Annotated in this window: 17 protein-coding genes; 2 read left to right on the forward strand and 15 right to left on the reverse strand. The window is 28.9% G+C overall.

Annotated features, from left to right (window positions below):
* Positions 1-9: 9 nt before the first annotated feature.
* On the reverse strand, positions 10-2,163 hold the full coding sequence (locus EPJ72_RS04175; protein ID WP_147730971.1) for an alpha-hydroxy-acid oxidizing protein: 2,154 nt from the start codon (positions 2,161-2,163) through the stop codon (positions 10-12).
* Positions 2,164-2,309: 146 nt separating this feature from the next.
* Between EPJ72_RS04175 and EPJ72_RS04180 the strand changes: the two genes are divergently transcribed.
* Positions 2,310-3,197 (forward strand): SPL family radical SAM protein, encoded by an 888-nt coding sequence (locus tag EPJ72_RS04180; RefSeq protein WP_147730972.1) that lies wholly within the window; start codon positions 2,310-2,312, stop codon positions 3,195-3,197.
* A gap of 83 nt (positions 3,198-3,280) precedes the next feature.
* Here EPJ72_RS04180 and EPJ72_RS04185 read toward each other — a convergent pair whose 3' ends face one another.
* The 4 genes from EPJ72_RS04185 to ftsZ are packed head-to-tail and all read right to left on the reverse strand — an operon-like array spanning position 3,281 to position 8,434.
* Positions 3,281-4,150: an SPOR domain-containing protein gene (locus EPJ72_RS04185; RefSeq protein WP_147730973.1), complete on the reverse strand. Its 870-nt coding sequence runs from the start codon at positions 4,148-4,150 to the stop codon at positions 3,281-3,283.
* Positions 4,101-4,718, reverse strand: coding sequence for a dephospho-CoA kinase (gene coaE / locus EPJ72_RS04190; protein WP_147730974.1), 618 nt, complete (start codon positions 4,716-4,718; stop codon positions 4,101-4,103). The genes EPJ72_RS04185 and coaE overlap by 50 nt, the downstream gene beginning before the upstream one ends.
* 9 nt (positions 4,719-4,727) lie before the next feature.
* Positions 4,728-6,623 (reverse strand): tetratricopeptide repeat protein, encoded by a 1,896-nt coding sequence (locus EPJ72_RS04195; protein ID WP_147730975.1) that lies wholly within the window; start codon positions 6,621-6,623, stop codon positions 4,728-4,730.
* 11 nt (positions 6,624-6,634) lie between these two features.
* The gene (ftsZ, locus tag EPJ72_RS04200; RefSeq protein ID WP_147730976.1) at positions 6,635-8,434 is read right to left on the reverse strand and encodes a cell division protein FtsZ; all 1,800 of its coding nucleotides are present in this window, start codon (positions 8,432-8,434) and stop codon (positions 6,635-6,637) included.
* A 181-nt stretch (positions 8,435-8,615) separates the two neighbouring features.
* Here ftsZ and mtaB point away from each other — a divergent pair, with 181 nt between their 5' ends.
* Positions 8,616-9,863: a tRNA (N(6)-L-threonylcarbamoyladenosine(37)-C(2))-methylthiotransferase MtaB gene (mtaB, locus tag EPJ72_RS04205; protein WP_147730977.1), complete on the forward strand. Its 1,248-nt coding sequence runs from the start codon at positions 8,616-8,618 to the stop codon at positions 9,861-9,863.
* Between the two features lie 19 nt (positions 9,864-9,882).
* On the opposite strand, the gene EPJ72_RS04210 is transcribed toward mtaB, so the two are convergent.
* The 10 genes from EPJ72_RS04210 to EPJ72_RS04255 form a co-directional block, all read right to left on the reverse strand.
* On the reverse strand, positions 9,883-10,686 hold the full coding sequence (locus EPJ72_RS04210; protein WP_147730978.1) for a hypothetical protein: 804 nt from the start codon (positions 10,684-10,686) through the stop codon (positions 9,883-9,885).
* 35 nt (positions 10,687-10,721) lie between these two features.
* A complete protein-coding gene (locus EPJ72_RS04215) occupies positions 10,722-13,118 on the reverse strand; it encodes a GAF domain-containing sensor histidine kinase (RefSeq protein ID WP_147730979.1) in 2,397 nt (798 codons plus the stop codon).
* A gap of 6 nt (positions 13,119-13,124) precedes the next feature.
* On the reverse strand, positions 13,125-14,495 hold the full coding sequence (locus tag EPJ72_RS04220; protein WP_147730980.1) for an alpha-amylase family glycosyl hydrolase: 1,371 nt from the start codon (positions 14,493-14,495) through the stop codon (positions 13,125-13,127).
* Between the two features lie 154 nt (positions 14,496-14,649).
* Positions 14,650-15,060, reverse strand: a complete 411-nt coding sequence (locus EPJ72_RS04225; RefSeq protein ID WP_147730981.1) for a hypothetical protein — start codon at positions 15,058-15,060, stop codon at positions 14,650-14,652.
* 84 nt (positions 15,061-15,144) lie between these two features.
* Entirely contained in the window at positions 15,145-15,558 is a 414-nt protein-coding gene (locus EPJ72_RS04230) for a hypothetical protein (protein ID WP_147730982.1), read from the reverse strand.
* Positions 15,559-15,642: 84 nt separating this feature from the next.
* On the reverse strand, positions 15,643-16,053 hold the full coding sequence (locus EPJ72_RS04235; protein ID WP_147730983.1) for a hypothetical protein: 411 nt from the start codon (positions 16,051-16,053) through the stop codon (positions 15,643-15,645).
* Between the two features lie 114 nt (positions 16,054-16,167).
* Complete coding sequence (locus tag EPJ72_RS04240) at positions 16,168-16,485, reverse strand: hypothetical protein (RefSeq protein ID WP_147730984.1); 318 nt, start codon at positions 16,483-16,485, stop codon at positions 16,168-16,170.
* A 3-nt stretch (positions 16,486-16,488) separates the two neighbouring features.
* Complete coding sequence (locus EPJ72_RS04245; protein ID WP_101503786.1) at positions 16,489-16,770, reverse strand: hypothetical protein; 282 nt, start codon at positions 16,768-16,770, stop codon at positions 16,489-16,491.
* Positions 16,771-16,786: 16 nt separating this feature from the next.
* Positions 16,787-18,841 carry a sugar-binding protein gene (locus EPJ72_RS04250; protein WP_147730985.1) on the reverse strand — a complete coding sequence of 685 codons (2,055 nt, stop codon included), beginning with the start codon at positions 18,839-18,841 and terminating at the stop codon, positions 16,787-16,789.
* On the reverse strand, positions 18,828-20,573 hold the full coding sequence (locus EPJ72_RS04255) for a SpoIVB peptidase S55 domain-containing protein (protein WP_147730986.1): 1,746 nt from the start codon (positions 20,571-20,573) through the stop codon (positions 18,828-18,830). The genes EPJ72_RS04250 and EPJ72_RS04255 overlap by 14 nt, the downstream gene beginning before the upstream one ends.
* Positions 20,574-20,589: the final 16 nt, after the last annotated feature.

Below are 20,589 nucleotides of genomic sequence, written 5' to 3' on the forward strand. Positions count from 1 at the left end.
AATAACTACCTAATTTTTGCACCATACGGTATTATCATATTTTAATTTATTGAATCCGAATATTTTCATCATTCTTTCTAATTCTTCTTTAGTAGAATAAATCATATATTCAAGACCTTTCCTGCCTTTACTTACAATAGAAATAAAACTCTCTTCCGTTACGCAAACAGCATTAGCACCTAAAGCATAATACTTAAACAACTCTCCGCCATATTTAGGTGATTCTGCAAGTATATTAATTTGCATTTTACTCTTTTGCAAGTTTAAAGCTATGCTACTAACAGTATCGGAAACTTTTTTCATACCTTTTAATGAATACTTATTATTATTAGAAAAATATACATTGTTTAAATTATTTTTAATTATATCCTTTTCATTAGAGATTCCTTTTATTATTAGAGGAATATCTAAATGTTTTTGAATATAATTTATTTCTTTATGAGTTTTTAGATGAATATTATTTTCATTACCATTATAATAATAAGACAAATCTATTCCAACAGCACAAGCTCCGCTTTTTTGAGCTTCTTTAAGTTTTTTCATTATAACATCTTGAGAATTATTACCGCTAATCATAATAATTCCTCTCTTATGTTCTTTTATAGATTGAATAGCTAAATTAAATATTTCATCATTATTAAAATCATTAAGTATAGCAAGTATCTCAGAATTTGAAGCTATATCCATAGTGATGTTATAATATTCTTTTATATCCATTATACCATCTAAAGCTTCTGGAAGATTATGAATTGTTTCTATTATAATAGGCTGAGATAGATGCATATTAAATATACTAGTTTGCAAGCTAATATCTTTATCATCATTATGTATTATACTTGGAGAAAAAGAATAATTTTCCAAACCTGTATCTTTGTTTTCATCAAACAAATAATCAACATTATGTTTTGAAGATAATTTTTCTTTAGATACTTTTTTAATTTCTTCTATTGTAAGAGATTTTTCATCGGTTAGCTTAAAATGAACAGCATCTATAGCCTTGTTAGCAATTTCTATAGCCTTATCTCTAGTATCTGCCACAGCTATAACATTACCAGCCTTATCAAGATTGCTCGTAGGAGAAACTAATATATCTCCAACTTTTGTTTTAATAAATATCTCTTTTACACCATCTATATTTTTAGCATTCTCCAAACCTTCTATAGATTCAATAATTCCCGTACCCGGTAAAAATGCTTTTTCAACAGAAACCCTATCCCATTTAGGCTTTAAATCACTTGGCGGATTACCTAAAGCTATCTCTATTGCATTTTTAATTAAGTTTACACCAGTGGCAAAAGGATAAGTATAAGCACTCATAAATCCGCCAGAAAGTCTTGCAGCAATCTCCCCTACCATAGCACCGTTTTTTGTTACTTTTATATCTCCCTTAGCAGCACCAATTTTTAAATTCAAAGCCTTTATACCCGCCTTCATTACATTAATAGCATCATCTATCTTTTCCTGCTCTAAAGCAGAAGGAAGTATATGACCAGTTTCTATAAAAAACGGAGGATACTCTATTATTCTGTCAGCAACCCCTGTAACATATATCTCATCATTATAAATAAGCATGTCTATAGAAAGTTCAGGACCCTCCATAAACTCTTCTATTATCACCTCACCCGAAGGAGAAGCACTCTTAGCCCTATTAAAAGCGTTAAGTACATCTTTTTCATCAGACACCTTCATTACACCGCGAGCCCCCATATTGTCAGCAGGCTTTATTACAACAGGCTTAGTCAAATTTTTATAAGCCTCAACCGCCTCATCATAATTCCACACAGGAAAAAAATTAGGCTGAGGCACATTATTTTTCTTAAATCTCTCACGCATTCTTATCTTGTTTGAAGCAGCATAAGCATCTTCAAACCTATTACCCGGTAACCCTAAAGCATTAGCAACAGCAGCAACAGTACTCGAAGCATCTGTTCCAACCGTAATAACCCCATCTATTTCAATCTCTTTGCTTAAAGCCCTGGCAACCCTCACACTTCCATCAACATCTCTTGTAGATGCTATTATAGGATAATCTGCTATCTTCATTCCCGGAGCATCTTTATTATAATCTAATACTATTGTATATAATCCCATATCTTTGGCTATTTGTATCGCTGGTACTTGTAATAGTCCAGCTCCTATTATGATAATTCTCTTACCTTTCATAATTAAAAAATTGCCTTTCTTTATCTAATTTAAAATAATCCATTAACTATATCGAAATATATTAAACTTACTAAAGAATTTTATTAAAACTCACTTGCAAAAATATATAATATATATTAATATACTGTATAAATATAAGGGTGTTTATGATTAAATATAGAGAAATTAAATGTAAATCAGCATTAAATAAAATAAATAATAAATACGGATTCTGTTATGATTTAAATATTTATAGAGGCTGCATTCATAAGTGCTACTACTGCTTTGCTGTGTATTCTCATAAATATATTAATTCAAGAGATTTTTTTGGAGAGATATTCGTAAAGAAGAATATTGCAGAAGTATTAGAAAAAGAATTATCATCAAGAAATTGGAAAAGAGATATTATTAACTTAGGAAGCGTTACAGACAATTATCAAGAATGTGAAAAAGACTATAAACTTATGAGAGATATATTGAAACTCCTTATAAGATATAAAACTCCAATGTGTATATCAACAAAAAGCGATTTAATATTAAGAGATTTTGATTTAATAGATGAGCTTTCAAATATAGTGTCAGTTAGAATAGCTACCACTATAACAACATTAAATGAAAAACTCTCATCATTAATAGAGCCTAATGTAATAAGCCCATTAAGAAGATTAGAAATATTAAAAGAGTTCAAAAAAACAAAAGCAACGGTTGCAATTCATACAATGCCTGTAATGCCTTTTATCACAGAAGATGAATTAGAAAATATTTTTAAAACAGCAAAAGAATGCGATATAGATTACTGTGCCGCTGACACATTAAAACTCTGTGGAGAATGCAGAAAGATATTTTTAAACTTCGTTAGAGAAAACTTTCCAAATTATTATAAAAAATATTTATATATTTATGGAAGCAGCGGCATTCTTAAAGATGATTATAAAGAAAAGATGTATAAAAAAATAAAAGCATTAGAAGAAAAATATAATATATCATACAAAACAAGAGAAGAATTGCATAAAGAAAAAATTAATATACAAGAAGAAGAAATGCTTTTATTTTAAAAAATTTTTAAAAAATTAATCCCCTCTCAAAGCATTAACTTCAAAAGGGGACTAACAATAACTTTTAGGATATCTTTAAAATATTAACTTACTTTCTTATCGGAATAAATATAACTATCTTTATAAACAGGAATCTTTTTAATCTCAGCCAAAACTTTCTGAGCATCTTCCCTATTTTCATATCTTCCTATTTTAATTTTATACATAGTTTTTCCATCAGAGCCTACTTCTTCTTTTATAAAAGTTTTTGGGTATTTTGCTTTTAATGTATCTCTTACAGAATATGTATTATCTTTATCAAAACCAACTGCTACTTGTATAAAATAAATAGAGTCTTGAGAAGAGCTTCTAGTATATGGTACAGTTGTAGTTACTTCTTTTTTCTCTATAGGTTTTACACTAGCTATCATTTGCTCGGGAGGGGTATATGTTGAATTTGGAGTTTGTTCTCCTTTAATGTTTGCGTTAATAGCATCAAGTTCTGAAGCTAGATTTTTAGTGTATTCATTATATCTATCTTCTGAAGATACACCTTCTCTAATAATACTGCTGCTGCTTACGCTTGAAGCATTATTATTTAAAGGCTCAATATTTTCTATATTTGAATCAACAATACTAGATTCTTGCATAGCGTTTTCTTGAGTATTTAAACCATTAGCCATAGCCAAAGCATCAGTAGTATCTAAATTATTAATAACCTGAGTATTTTCTCTCATAAGTATATCGCTTGAAACCTCTGCACTATTATTAGAAGCATAACTAACCTTAGAAGAGCCCAAATGAAAACCTATAACAAATATAAACAATATTAAACTAGCTGCACTTACAGAAAATACCAATAGTCTTATAGGTGTAAAATTAACTATATACAATGTTCTTTTATTTTTTTGATGACTGTTGAGCTTAGTAGAATAATCTCTTTCTTCGATGTTTTCTTTTTGATTCATTTCCATAATGCCTTCCTAATTTTTGAGATATAATTACTAAATGATTATAATCTCTCATATTGTTAACAATAATATCGGCATCAAATTTCTTATTTTTTACATCTCTTTGCATTTTTAATATTTTTCTTGCATGATGTTCTGATATATTTCTAGTTTTTTGCATTCTTTTTAATATATTAGAAGTTTTAGCATTAACAAAAACTAAACTATTACAAAGTTTATAAATATTGCTTCTCATAATTAAAGCAGCTTCTATAACAACATCTTTATCAGTAGAGTTTACTAAATCTTCTGTTTTTTTTTCTATATAAGAATAAGTAATATCCTGAAGTTTTTTAAGTCTTTTTTTATTAGAAAATACAATACTTCCAAGTTTTTTTCTGTCTATATTATTATTTGAATCTAATATACTCTCAGAAAACTCTTTTACAATAATGTCTTTTTTATTTTCTAAAGCCTCATGACCAAGTTTATCAGCATCTATATAAAAAGCATCTAATTCTTTTGCAAGCAGCTTAGAAAAAGAACTCTTACCAGAACAGATAAGACCATATACCCCTATAATGTTTCTCATAAATAATTATTAATTAACAGCAGCAACATTTGTATTTATTGTATTAGTAACATAAGGAACTGTTATTTGATTTATATTAATTTTGCTTAAAGCTCTACTATCTATAAGTTTAATTAAAGATACATTCTCATCAACCGTTATTACTTTAGCAATACCAATACTTTCTTCATTAGTCATATTTAACTGTGCTTTAGTTGTATTATATATCATCATATTCATATTATTGCTTAAACCTTGAAGTTTGCCTGCATTAATATATATATTATCATTATGTATTTTAATTATTTTAGAATAAAAAGGCACTGTATTATTAATAACATTTCCAGCCATAACAGCAGCAGTCATCATCTTATCTCTGCCTCTAGTAGTGATTGTAAAGTTAGTTACTACTCTCTCTGTATTAACATCTACCAAATCAAGCATTAAAGTAATATTATCATATCCGCTAAATGTAGAGCCTCTTAAATAATAATCAGCATTTTTTCTTTTTAATTCTTGATATAAATCTCTCTCAGAATAATAAGTATTATAAATATCTACAACATTAAATCTAGCATATTGAGGAAGCACATAGGATAATGTTTGATATAATGCGGTATTCAAAAACATTGGGCTGTCTTTTTGTATATCAATAGTATCAGCTATAGCAACTGTAAAACCTGGTCTTTCTACATTATATTGATTATCTATTCCCCAAGTTCTAGAAATTATATTTTTATCTAATTGTCTTTTATAACTATCATATTTATAAACAATAGATTTATTAGTAGGATTAACATTTTTAGCAATCTCTAATTCTTCTAAAGCCTTCTCTTCTAAACCCATTCTCTTATAAACATCAGAAAGCATGAGTCTTGCATAAGTATTAGCAGGGTTTAATTTTAACATATGCTTTAAATATGCTTGAGAGCGAATTTTATCAGCAAGCCTTGTATAGTAAGAAGCCTTATTAGCATAATATAAAGCAGCTCTGTCTCTTTCATAATCAGCTTGAGGATTAGTATTTAATAAAACTCTCTCATAAGCTAATCTTCCAAGCTCATCTTCTGGTTTTAGTCTTAAATAATTTATATAAGCATTTTTAGCACTAGGAAAATTATTAGCCTTCTCATAAACATTGCCTATATAATAATTTTTAGTATCATCTCTAAAACTTGATTCCGGCAAATATTCCAATATAGCTATAGCATCATTATATCTATCTAAAGCCATATAAACATTTGCCTCTAATATTTTAGCATCATTGTAATTTGTGTAATAATAATAAGCATTTTTAATTTCATTTAAAGAAGCATTATAATTTCCTGTTATATAATAATAATTAGCTAAATTATAATAAGATTCAGCCATTTTAGGATTATTTTTTATATTGAGGTTAAATAAATCTAAAGCAGATTTTCTATCACCATTAGCAAGCTTTAAATATGCAAGTGCTATAGGAGCTTCACTTCTAGTTCTGTCTATTATCATAGCCCTTTCATACAAGCTCATAGCTGTTTTATAATAGCCTACTCTCTCACTTAATAATCCTTCAGCATAGCTTGCAAAATAATTTTTACTATCTAATGCTTTAATTTGATTAATTGTAGCTCTTGCTTCATTATTTTTATTGTTTAGAAGCTCTATAGTTAGTTTTCTTTCCAAAACTCTATAATTTTTAGAATGATATCTATAGGCATCATCTATAAGAGTTTGAGCCATAGTGTAATTTTGAAGTTTAATATAATTGTCTATAAGTAATAGATATTCATTGATGTTACTTGGTTTAATATTTAGTGAGTTTAGCACAGAGATTGATGCTTCATAATTTCTATTATTATAGAGATTCAAAGCATCATCATAACTCTGTGCCAAAACACTGCATACTGTTAAAACAAATAAACAAAAAATTTTATATATATTCAAAGCTATAACCCTTATCTATTAATATTTCTCACCTGCAATTGTCTTCTAAGAAATGCTGGTTTTTCATAATCAGTATCCACGCTCTCATCAGTAAACGGTAATTTAGCTCCTAAATTATTATGCTTTTGCATCTCTTCTTCAGGCATAATCTCAAAAGGAGCTATACTTCTTTTCTCTGTATTAACTTCTTCTTCTAAAGCACTATTAAGTTCTGCTATGTATTCTTTTTTAATAAAACTTTCTTGATTAGGATTTATTTTGCTGTTTTCTAATTCTTCTTCATACTCCTTAGCAACATCATCATCACTCAATGCATTATCATTAGATAAATTAATATCAAAATTATTTGATTTTAATTCATTTTCAAGATTTAATCTGCTGAAAGTGCTTTTAGTTATTACAGGTTTTTTCATCTCTTCTATTTTATTTTTAAAATTAATAACATATTTATTATTTGAAATATCATCATTATTTTCTATTTTTTCTTCTATTGTTTTGTTCTCTATATTCTCTGCATTTTCTATATCTTCTATATTATTTATGCTCTTCATGTGATTTTCTATGAAAGTTTCATTTTTTTTGTTTTCTATATCATTTGAATTTTCTGTATTAGAATTATCAGCATTAACTGCAACATCTATAACCAAATCATTTTTTTGTGTTTCTTTAACATCATTAGAATTATTTTCTATATTATTTTTTACTCCATTATTATTAGAAACATCATTTACTTTATCATCTTTTATAGTATTAAATTCTTTATCTTCTATTTTTTTTTCTTCAGTATTATTTGAGTTATTATCAAAACCAGTAGCAACTATTGTAACAATAATCTCATCTTTAATCTCTTCTTTAGTACAAACACCAATTTTTATATTAGCATTTTCATTAGCATAGTTATTGATAATCTTGCTAGCCTCTCTATACTCTTTCATACCAAAATCTTTAGGACAAACTATATTGGCAAGTATTCCTCTAGCATTTTTAATACTAGCCACATCTAAAAGCGGATTTTCAAATGCACTAGTAATAGCCTTGTGAAGTCTGTCATCACCCTTACCAACACCAATACCCAAATGAGCCCTTCCATTAGAAAGAGAAATCATAGTTTTTACATCGGCAAAGTCCACATTTATAAATCCAACCTGAGTAATTATATCAGAAATACCCTGAACACCCTGACGAAGTATATCATCAACAACCGCCAAAGCCTCTTCATATTTATAATTATCCATATCAACCATATCATAAAGGTTTTCATTAGGTATAATGATAAGCGAATCTACTACTGTAAGCATTTTTTCTATACCAGCCTCAGCACGTTCCATTTTAAGTCTGCCTTCATACTCAAAAGGCTTAGTAACAACACCAATAGTTAAAGCACCAGCCTTTTTAGCCGCCTCTGCCACAACAGGACTAGCACCAGTACCAGTACCGCCTCCAAAACTGCTTGCAATAAATACCAAATTAGCACCGCTTACAATCTCTTCTATTTTAGCAACATCTTCTCTAGCAGCCTCAGCACCCTTCTCTGGGTCTGTACCAGCACCCAAACCTTGTGTAACTCTATCGCCTAAAACTATTCTAGTAGGAGCATTAGAACGAGATAGTGCCTGAGCATCAGTATTCATAGCTATAAAATCAACGTTTTCTAAGCCTTCAGCTATCATTCTGTTTATGGCGTTACATCCGCCGTTACCGACACCTATAACTTTTATTACTGTGTCTAATGATGAGAGGTTATTGTAAGAATTCATTGATATGCTCCCTTTGGAATTTTCATCTAATTCTATTCGATACTTGCTATCCATATATACTCCACTGAATATAATTTAATATAAAGATATTATCGGCATTTTACTAAACATAATTATATTAACATAATTAAAATTTTCTGCAAGTAGTAAAAATAAAAAAATATGTTATTATATCATTTGTTTTTATTTATAAACAAAAAAAATATAGTTTTAATATTAATAAAGAGAGAAATAAATGAATATACATATACATACATTCGGCTGCAGACTTAATCAATACGAAAGCGAAAAAATAGCATACGAATTAAAAAACATGGGAGCAAATATCACAACCCTAAAAGAAGCAGATGCTATAGCAATTAATACATGCACAGTAACAAATGACAGCGATAAAAAATTAGTGTCATACTTAGAAAAATTGGAAGACATAAATCAAAAAAAAATATTTTTAATAGGATGCTATGTTTCAAAAAAAGGCTTTAGCACAGAAAATAAAAATATTATCACAATTAATAATGACCATAAAGAAGAAGCGGCACAAATTATATTTAATACTATACAAAAAGATACAAACAAAGAAATAAAATCTCCTATATTTTTCCCGCAGGAGCAAAGCAGAGCATATTTAAAAATACAAGATGGATGCGAAGTGTTTTGCAGTTATTGTATAGTTTCGAGAGTTAGGGGCAAACATAAAAGCCTTGAACCAAATAAGATATATGAGGCTATAAAAATTGCTAATGATTATAATTATAAAGAAATAGTATTAACAGGGCTTAATTTAGGCTCTTATAACTTTAACCAGAAAATAAAATTTGCTGATATACTAAAAAATATATTAGAGCATTCTTCTAAATACGGCATTAGAATAAGACTTTCATCTGTTGAACCGATTTATTTTGATGATGAGCTTATAAACCTTTTTAAAAATAAAGATGTATTATGTCCTCATGCACATATACCTCTGCAATCTGGAAGTAGTAAAATATTAAAACTAATGAACAGAAGATATACAAGAGAAGAATATTTAACTTCTATAGAAAAACTATATAAAGTTAATCCCAATATGGCAATAAGCACAGATGTAATGGTGGGTTTTCCAGAAGAAGAAAATGATGATTTTAATGATACATACAATTTATGCGAAAAGTCAAAGTTTATAAAAATGCATGTGTTTAGATATTCAGACAGAGAAAATACCCCTTCATCAAAAATGCCGAATAAAATAGGATATAGAAAAAAATTAAAAAGAGCAAAACTTTTAAATGAATTAAACAACAAAATGAAAGATAATTATTATAATAATGCTTTGGGTAAAAAATTAGATGTTATAGTTGAAGAGGTTTTAGAAAACAACTATTACATAGGCACAAGCGGCGAATATTTAAAAGTAAAGTTCAAGAGTGATAAACTCTTAAATAAAAAAGAGCTAATAACAGTAAAATCTTTAAAATATGAAGATGATATTATAATAGCAGAGTAAAATAATATAAAAAAACTTATCAAGACATTTTTTTGATGTCATCGTCCATTTTCTTTTTCCAAAGGTCATAAATCTTTTTCTGTGATTCTGCTTCTTCTGTTTCATTAAGATATATATTTATTCTTCTTAAAGCAGCTATTAAATTTAGAGCTATTTTCATATCGTCTAATCTTCTTTCTTTTAATTCATATTTTGTTCTATGCTGTTCTGCTGCTGCTGATAGTAAAGATTTGGATAATCTCATAAGTTTCACCCTATAAATATATCCTTCCACATCAGGGCTTAACTCTTTTATATAATTTTTGAAATCTATTATATTTTTTGATATTAAAGCAAAACGCCATTCTATCTCATAAAAATTTTGAAGCCATTTTGAGTTTTCACCATAACAATACTTAAAAAAGTCTATAACATAACCAAATGAACATATAAACTTATATCTCCATTCATCATTAAGTTTATCTTTTAAATATTCATGTATATCCTCATTCAATGAAAGCGAATCATCAGAATGATTTCCCAAAGCCTCTTCAAGTAAAATAATGGCCTTGTTAATATATCTTCTTCCGTCATTAAGCTGATTTTCTGACCTTACATCTATAGAATCTATTGCCACATAACAAGAAGTTGCTATTAATGAAGAAGCATTAATATATAAAACTGCTAAATCTATCTTTTTATATGCTGCCAATAATTCATCATCTATAGTAGATATTTCTTTTTCTAACTTGCTTAATTTAGATTCTACAACAGAAAGCAAATCTTTATATTTATTTTGTCTTCTGAGACATTCAGCCTTAGCTACTTCACTTATTTTTGCCATAAAATTACTCCGATACTATTATCGGAATATATTTATCAATTATTTAAAACATTAGGAACTGTAATAGTAAAAGCTGTAGTTTCAAATGGAGTATTAATACTTTTTACATTCATACTTCCTCCATGTGCCTCTACTATTCTCTTCGATATAGCTAAGCCAATACCAACCCCATGACTTTTTGTAGTGAAAAACAGCTTGAAAATATTTTCCATTATCTCTTCTGTAATATAAGAATTAGTGTTTTCTACTATTATATCCATCATTGAATCATTATATAAATTATTGCTGAATAAAACACTTATAATAGCATATTTTTCATCTGATATAGCATCTATTGCATTAACAACCAAATTAAATATAACCTCATTCATTCTATCATAATCCCAATATACAATATCTTTTTTACTAAAATTAAAAGCATAAAATTTAATATCTTTATTGCTTTTTTTTATGTACTCTTTAGATATGATAGTAATATATTTAATGATATCTTCTATTTTGATTTTTTCTGTTTCTAGATTAATACTTTTAGCAAATGATAAGTTCTTTCTAATATAATTTTCTAAATTTTCAACCTCATCAGCTATAATCTGAGCATACTTCTTAACATTCTCATCACTGCTAACTTTAACAAGTCTATTAGCAAACCCCGCAATAGGTACAATAAAATTTCTCAAATTATGTGCCATAGAAGAACTCATCTCTCCTATAATAGCTAAACTCTTCATATCAAGTAAAGTCTTTTGTGCAGTTTTTAATGCATTATTATTCTTTTCTAGTTCACTATAAAGTGATGAATACCCCAAAGCAACAGCAGCCTGCCTTCCAAACATCTTTAAATAATCTAAATCGTCATTAGGTATAGGTTTATTATTAAAAGGATTATCAACTAATATCATACCTATACATCTAGTAGCATTCATTATTGGTATAATAGCAAAAGGATAATTGCCAAATAAATCCGTATATTGCCTTAATTGTTCAACTCTGTAATCTTCATCTATATTAGTAATATTAATAGTGTCATGCGTATTAAAAACCTCAAAAAATAACTCACAATTTTCATTATTAGGTATAACTGTATTAATAAATTGCTGGTTCAAATCCCAAGAAGCCTTAATACTATTCATATTAAAAGAAAGCATTATTTTTTCTCTCAAAGCATACTTATCTATATTTTTCATATCATTCCATATATAAGCAGCCTCTTCGCCGTCTTTAGGAGCTATACACATACGACCCCTAAATACATTAAACCCCTCATCATAAAGAAAAGCAAATGCCCTATTAAAAGCAAAAACATCTCCTATTGTTGTAATAGTTAATAATAAAAACAATATATCATCTGTCTTTGAACGTTCTACCAAAATATTACTCATATCATATAAAGTGTTTAAACGAGACATATGACGCATATTTTTTTCATTAGCCTTACTTAATTCCACTATATTAAAATATTCTGACACCCTACTTGAAATGTTTAACAAAAGCGGCTCTAATAAACCTGCATCTTCATTGTCAAAATCGCCCAATGGATTAACTGCATCAGGAATTCTATCTATTACTACAATATAAACATCAAAACCCTCTCTAATCATAACCTTATCAAATAGTACAGACCTGTTAATAATACCTGCAAACCTTTCAGCACATTCTGTCTTTGCTATATTATTAATAAAACTTTTTCCGTCTTTTATACAATTAGATATATGATTTTCCTTCTCAAAAACTGTACAATCAAAATTATCATCAAAACCATATTTAGATATAGTTTCAAATCTAGTATTATCATAGCTAAACATCATAAATGCCTTACGGGAACTGAATATATTTGCTATATCTTCTGAAATGCCTTTTAGATTAGAATCAAATTTGTCTATATCGCTTAATTTTATATAAAGCTCTCTAAGTAATTTTAATTGTTTATCTTTCTCTTTATATGTAACATTCTGTAAAACATTATTGGCATATACTGCAAAATGACCTATTATATTAAGTAAATCTTCTAATATAGTTTTATAATACTCTCTTTTATCCTCTTTATTTCTAAAAGCAATCAAACCTATAGGGTTATTATGCAAATAAATAGGCAAAACCATAAGTGAAGAATAATTATTAAAAACCTCATACTCACTTATATTTATATTATTGCCAACATATCTTTTTTGCTTATATAAAAGTTCTTCTATTCTGTTTTTTACTATAGGAAAATCAACCTTACAAACATAATATCTATCAATACCATATACTCCTCTAAGTATTAAATAGTCTCCTTTTGGAAAATAAACTTCTCCGCAATCAAATCCATAAAAAGTACAAACTTGTTCTAAAAAAAAATCTACAACCCTATCTATCTCATATGTGTTCTCCATATAGAGGAGCCCCATAGATAAGTCCCTAAAAAAAGTTTCTATAGATTTATTTTCTGACATAAAAAATTAACCTTCTAAATTATAACTAATAGTCTTTACCACCTTAAATATCTTTAGCTGATACGGTAAAAACTCCACTACGCCGCTTTCAAAATTATTTACTCTATTATTAAATGATATATCTTCTATTATATTGTATTTATCTATTTCTAAAGTTTCTTTATCTTCACTTGTGTTAATTACTATTAAAACAACATCTTTTTCATCTAAACTATATTTATAAAAACGCTTTAGAGGATTTTTTTTCTCTTCTTTAGCCTCTTCTATATTCTCATTATTATTTTGATTGTTTTCATCTTGTGAGTTTTCTAATTTTTTCTTAAGCTCTTCAATTAGCTTTTTCTCCTGCAAATCAATAGAAACTATTTTACCGCAATTAGCAAGTATATCATTACTTTTTATATAATCACTAATATTTTTTATAAACTCACTTAAATCATAGCTAATTTTTTCTAACTCATTTCCTTTAACCACATCGCATCTATTATAAAAACCGTATTCATCGCCTAAAGTTATCATCCACATATCGCAAACCATGGCAGTAAACAAAAATCTCTGCATCACTTCCCATATATTACCATTATATTCATTAATAAGTCTTAAAGTATCATGATTACTAGGGAAAGCTATTTGTTTAGACTTCTCTCTTGCCAAATCATACTGCTCTATAAACCATTCAGACTCATAATCCCACCACTTTGCACTGCTTGCCACATAATCAAATCCAGCCTCAATCAAAGATAATGTGTCTTCTGTAGAACAGCCCAAACTCTCAGCAAAAAATACTGTGTCTTTTTTATTAGTCTTAGCAATATCAATAAGATATATCCATAAGTCTTTACTAACCTTGTATGCAGCATCGCATCTAAATCCGTCAAAACCTAAACTCAAATTATGAAGTATTAACTCTTTCCAATAGTTCCAAATAGGATTATCACCATCTTCAGGCTTTTCATTGTTGAAGCTAGCCAAATCGCCCCATTCAATCCACACACCATTATCCCAAGCACCCGGAGATTTTAATTTGCCTTCATCATCTAATAAATACCAATCTAAATGCTCATCAACTAATACACTATCCTTCGAAGAATGATTGATAACTAAATCTATCATAACCTTAATATTATTTTTTTTACAATATTTCAAAAAATCTTTTAATTCTTTTTCAGCAATATTAGCCTCAGCACTTGAAAAGAAGTTTTCATTATATTTGTAATAATCTTTCGCAGCGTACAAACTACCGCTAAAGCCAGGATAAGTAATAGGGTTTATATAAATCCATTCAAAGCCCATGTTTTTAATTCTATCAATATGCTTATACCAGTTGGAGATGTGCCCCAAAAGAGGAGGAAATAGATTGTAAATACAAGTCTTCATGTATATATTATATAAAATTAATACAAAAATACAACTAATAATAATTATTTGTTTAGGAGTATATATTTTAATATTTATTTGAAATTATATTTTAAATATAAAAAAGTGCCTGAAATATAATATCAGACACTTTTTTTAATAAGCTAATTAACTATTATTTTTTCACAATTGGAATAGGATTATCACTATCTATATCTAATAGCATAGAACCAGTTTTAGAATCAGTAAAAGTAAGAACAATTTTAATTGGTTGACCTTCTTTTGAAAAAGTAGTTTTAAATACAGCATCTCCTTCTTTTATAACATTAGTTCCGCTTGCAGATACAGGTGCTCCTGTTTTGTCAAACAAATCAATACTGCCATCTTGTTTTATTTCAATTACACGAACATTTGAAATTTTTTGATGCCATTCACCAACATATTGAGAATCTTTTAAAGGTGCTACTGGGTCTGTAGTGGTAGTGCCTGTAGGACCTGTAGGGGTAGTGTCTGTAGATTTGTTGTTACAAGACATTACAAAAAAGATTAATAATAGTGAAAAGATAGTTAATAATTTTTTACTCATAATTGAATTCTCCTTATAATTTTAAATATAAAAAAGTGCCTGAAATATAATATCATACACTTTTTTTAATAAACTAATTAACTATTATTTTTTTACAACTGAAATAGTATAAGGCGGTTTTTCTTGGAATGTCATAGAACCAGTTGCGGCACTAGTAAAAGTAAAAACAATTTCAGCTGTTTGACCATTTGCTGAAAAAACAGCTTTAAATACAGCATCTCCTTCTTTTATAGTAACATCAGTTCCGCTTGCAGATACAAGTACTTGTGTTTGGTCGAACAAATCAATACTGCCATCTTGTTTTATTTCACATACAATATCATTTGAAGTTTCTTCATACCATTTGCCTACATATTGAGAATCTTTCAAAGGTATGCTTGCTGGGTCTATAGGGTCTGTATAGTCGGGCCCTGTAGAGTCTGTAGATTTGTTGTTACAAGACATTGCACAAAAAAAGATTAATAATAGTGAAAAGATAGTTAATAATTTTTTACTCATAATTGAATTCTCCTTATAATTTTAAATATAAAAAAGTGCCTGAAATATAATATCAGACACTTTTTTTAATAAACTAATCAATTATTATTTTTTCACAATTGGAATATTATTCTCATTATTTAATAGCATAGAACCAGTTTTAGAATCAGTAAAAGTAAGAACAATTTCAGCTTTTTGACCTTCTTTTGAAAAAGTAGCTTTAAATACAGTATCTTTTTCTTTTATAACATCAGTTCCGCTTGAAGATCCAAATAGTTTTTGGTTATTGTCAAACAAATCAATACTGCCATCTTGTTTTATTTCAATTACAGGAGCATTTGATTTTTCTCTATCCCATTTACCAACATATTGAGAATTTTTTAAAGGCGGTATTGGGGTCTCTGTAGGGGTAGTGCCTGTAGGACCTGTAGGGGTAGAGTCTGTAGATTTGTTGTTACAAGACATTGCAAAAAAGATTAATAATAGTGAAAATATAGTTAATAATTTTTTACTCATAATTGAATTCTCCTTATAATTTTCAATATTTACAAACTTATGATTATATTATAACATATAATACTAAAAATCAAAACTTAAATATAAAAAAATTATATTTAAGAAATGTTTATTTCACAATTCAGGAGCATGGTCGCCCTTGTATTCTCCGTCTGGGTGTTTTGTGCATTTTAATGAGGTTAAAAGCCTTATCGTTTTATACTGATATCCGCAATATTTACAAGTATACATCTCTTTTTCTGTGCCTTCATAAAGCTTATGCCTATTTAAATAAGGTCCTTCCAAAGCTTTTTCACATCTTTGTGATAATAGTTCATTTAAATTTTTAAAAGTTAAACCGCATCTTTCACAATAGAGAGTCTGCTTATTTTTAGACATAGATAAAATAAAAAAAACAGATAAAAATAATAATAATAATAATTTTGTGTTCATAAATTATTCTGATAAAATATCTTTATATTTAGAATCCTTAAACTCAATACAAGGCTTTGAGCTTAGCATATGTATAGCAGTGATGAGCGAATAGCTAATCCAAGCCTTTTTTTCATCAGGTTTAGAGGAGGAAGATTCATTTTTTTTAAGAAGCTCATTTAATGACTTTGCTATATCATCAATATGCTCTTCAAAAAACTCCTCGCACTCATCACAAGTGTCCATTGTAGCCTGCCCTGCAACATCATCTATTTTCTTGCCGCACCATACACAATTAACTGCCATTATACACACACTCCTATTATATTATAAAAGAATAATACTTAATATTACCCTCAACGTCCATAGCCTCTATAGTAATAGATGATATATTTTCATCTTCTATAGTAATAGTAAAACTTTCATTCATAGAATCCAACACTCCATCATCCGGAACTATATATAACCACTCATTACTAATAGTAGAATATCTTACTGTTTTTAAGAATGATAATTTGTCAGATAATTTAAATGTAATTTTTCTTATATTTCTTTCAGAAACAGAATTAAAATCAAGCAGCTCGGGGGCTTCATTATCATATTTTATATTAAATACCTCAAGAGATTTTGTTTTAATATCTCCAATAGGATTATCATACTTATCGCTTGCAGTTATTCTAAAGTCATAAACTCCAGAAGGAAGCAAATAAGACTTAAACTTATAATATTGATTTTCTATATTATCAGCAATGAGCTTATAATTTTGCTCACCTTTTAATCTATATTCTAAAGTATATGATAGTTTATCTCCATTAGGGTCAGTTCCCTTCCAATATACCATAGCCTCATTTTCTTCTAATTGTGGAGTTTTATTTTCAGCAGAATCATTTTGCTGTCTGTAATATGTAGCTAAACCTCCATTAATAACATCAGGAGCTAAATTATTTTCTACATAAGTAAAATCCATAAAGCTTAATAAAGGGCTTATCTCTGGATTTGTAGTTTTCATTGTAACTTTATATTGTAAAAATCTTCCGTCAGGAGCTTCTATTTTGCCATTATTGTTTGCAACAGGCTTAAACTCACTCCAAGTTTCATCAACTCTAGCAACATTTCCGCTTCTAATTTCTATAGTAATGCTAGAACCCTCTGGAGCAGTAGTTACAGCATTTAAACTTCCAAATTTGCTAAGCACTCTCAAATCTAAAGTATCGCTTGTAAAAGTGCCTTCTGTTGGGTATTGATTATCCATTTTGTATATTTCACCAGTCTTTGATATTGCAAAATAGAGTCCATTATCTGTAGCAGCAAAAGTTGATAATATCTTGTTTCTTAAGCCGCCTATATATGATAATAAACCGTCATTTCCATTTATTCTATAAACATCAGCAGAATCGCCTGTAACAAAATATATATTATTGTTGCTGTCGCTGCTTAAAGCAAATACCAATGTTTGATTTAAGAAGAAAAGTCTTTGAACTGTGCCGTTTGTATCTGCTTTATATAGAGAGTTTCTAAACTCTTTATCGCTGTCTTCTGCTGTTTTGCCGCTGTCTATTATAGAAGGAAGTATTAAATATGAAGGCTCTCTTGTAGCTGTACCAAAATATAAATTGCCTATATTATCCATAGTGATGGCATATACTTCGTTTTGTGCTGTATCATAAAGCACATTATATGAAGGGTTTTCAACATTTGTAGATAAATCAATATATAATACAAGTCCCCTTCCGGCAGTGCCTACATATAATTTATTTTGTTTTTTATCATAATATAATGACATAGCATGCTGTTCTTCTGTTTTTAATATTTCAGTAATCTTTCCGTCAGCAGCAGATACTTTTAATACTCTTGCATTGTTTCCGCCTGCAGCTAAATATAAGTTGCCGTTAGCATCAAACTTCATGTCCCATATATAAGTATCATCAACATCTTTAGACCAAATCTCTTTACCGCTACTGTCATATTTCATAATTTTAGCATAAGGTCCAACTGCCGCATAAACATTACCCGCATCATCACTAATTACAGCAGTAAAAGCATTGTCATTGTCAGATTTTACAAAAAGGCTGAAATTAGTTTCATTAGCACTTTTTTTATATAACTCAGCACCATTTCCGCTTATAGCAGCATACATACTTCCGTCTTTAGCAGGATAGATTTTCCATATATATTTGCCGTCTATAGAACTTTCTTTCTCTATTAGAGGAGCTAAACTCAAAGAACCCTGCTCTGTAAGCATTATTCCATTATAAAGTCCATTATCATAAAAACCCTTTTTTGTGCTGGCATAATTTCTTGTTACAACAGCAAAAACATTGGAAGATGATAATATTAGTATAGTTTGCAGTATAAAAATTATCTTAGCGATTTTCATATTTTTTAGCCCCTTCAATTATTATATCTATTTTCATTAAACCAAGTATAGAATATGGCATATCATAATTTCCATTTATATCTGTAATAACAGCAGCCTTGTCTGATGTAGCGTCTTTTGCCATTACACCATATTTAGACATAGGAAGCGTTGGGTAAGAATACTCCCCTATCTGAACTCCCCTCGATGATGAATACAGCCAAACCTTTAATGCCTTATCATCATAAGACTTGCTATAATATTTCATTACATCATCTAAACTTCTAATTTTATATTTATTCGGCATAAACAATTTTTGTGCATAAGCATATATATATTCATTGGCAGCATATATAGAATAAACATCTGTATTAAGATTAACAGGCAATTTTACAGGTATATCCACATAAGTTTTTTCTTTGCCGTAAGGAGTAACACCAACTCTTAAATGTATAGTCTCCCCTGCAACAGCTCTAGGCTCTAATAATGTAATATCATTAATAAAACCATATTCTAAATTGCTTCTTTTTACAGATAGTTTTATAGATTTTATTGCTACTCTATTAAAATTATTGTATATAAAGAAATCTACAGGAGCTACAAGCTGATTAATAGCCTCTCTAAAAGCATCTTTTGAAGAATAAGAGAGTATTCTCTCTTCTATTTTATAAGGCTCATCAAAATAATCAGTTTCAATCTCATAGCTTATGCTAAACACCCCTTCCTCTTCACTTCCAGCAGTAGAACTAATAGCCTCATATATAGCCATAGAAAGAAGGTCTGAGAAATATGTAGGGTCATTTAATACTCTTAAATTAAAATCTCTGTTTAAAAAGTTTTGGTCTTCAACTTTAAGACTAACAGGTATCATAGTATCTTCAGGCACTTCGCCATATACACCAGATACCCCAAAAGTACCGTCATAAACAGTATAACCCAAATAATTAGAATAAGCAGCACCAATCTTAAAAGAAGAAGCAACAGAAGCCACTATATGATTAATATAAGCTCTTGAAACAGGAGCCCTCAAATGCCCCTTGCCCCACATAGAGTGCCCAAAAAGCAAAAACTTCTCATCATCAGTATGCGAAACAGTACCAACCCCCGCTATAGATAAATCCCCATCAACTAAAACTATAGCAACAGAATCCCCAAACAAAAACTTACTGCTTTGATTAGTGTCGGATACAGTTCCTCCAGCCTGCATAGGGTAAAAACCCATCTCTTTAAACTTTGAAGAATATTCATTAAAAGAATCAGAATTAAAGCCAGAAAACATTAAAGGAGTCTGTAAAGCATTTCCGCCCTTTAATCCTGTAGGTCTCACATTAGTGTCATTATATAATTTATACATCTCTTCTATAGGAGTAACACCTGCAATAGGGTCTTTAGAATAATTCCAGCCAAAAGCCAAAGCACCAGCTATTTTACCGTCAAAATATATAGGCGAACCGCTCATTCCTGCAACCGTTCCAGAATGTTCTAAATTAAGCCCCTCTAATTGTATAAGTATAGCATCGCTTCCATTCCACATCTTTCTTAATACAGATATTACTTTTACTTTAAATGGCTCCACATTTGTACCATGTATTACAGTGTAGCCTACTCCTTCCATACCCTCTTTTATTTCACTCATAGGTATTACCTCTGGATTATTCGGAGGCATTGGAGGAAGCTTATCTTCTTCTTGTGAGAATAATAAATTAAATGATAATATAAAAATTATAATTGCTATTTTTTTCATAATGTCCATATCTAATTTGAATTTT

It is taken from the genome of Brachyspira pilosicoli (genome assembly GCF_008016535.1).
Classification (GTDB): Bacteria; Spirochaetota; Brachyspiria; order Brachyspirales; family Brachyspiraceae; genus Brachyspira; species Brachyspira pilosicoli_A.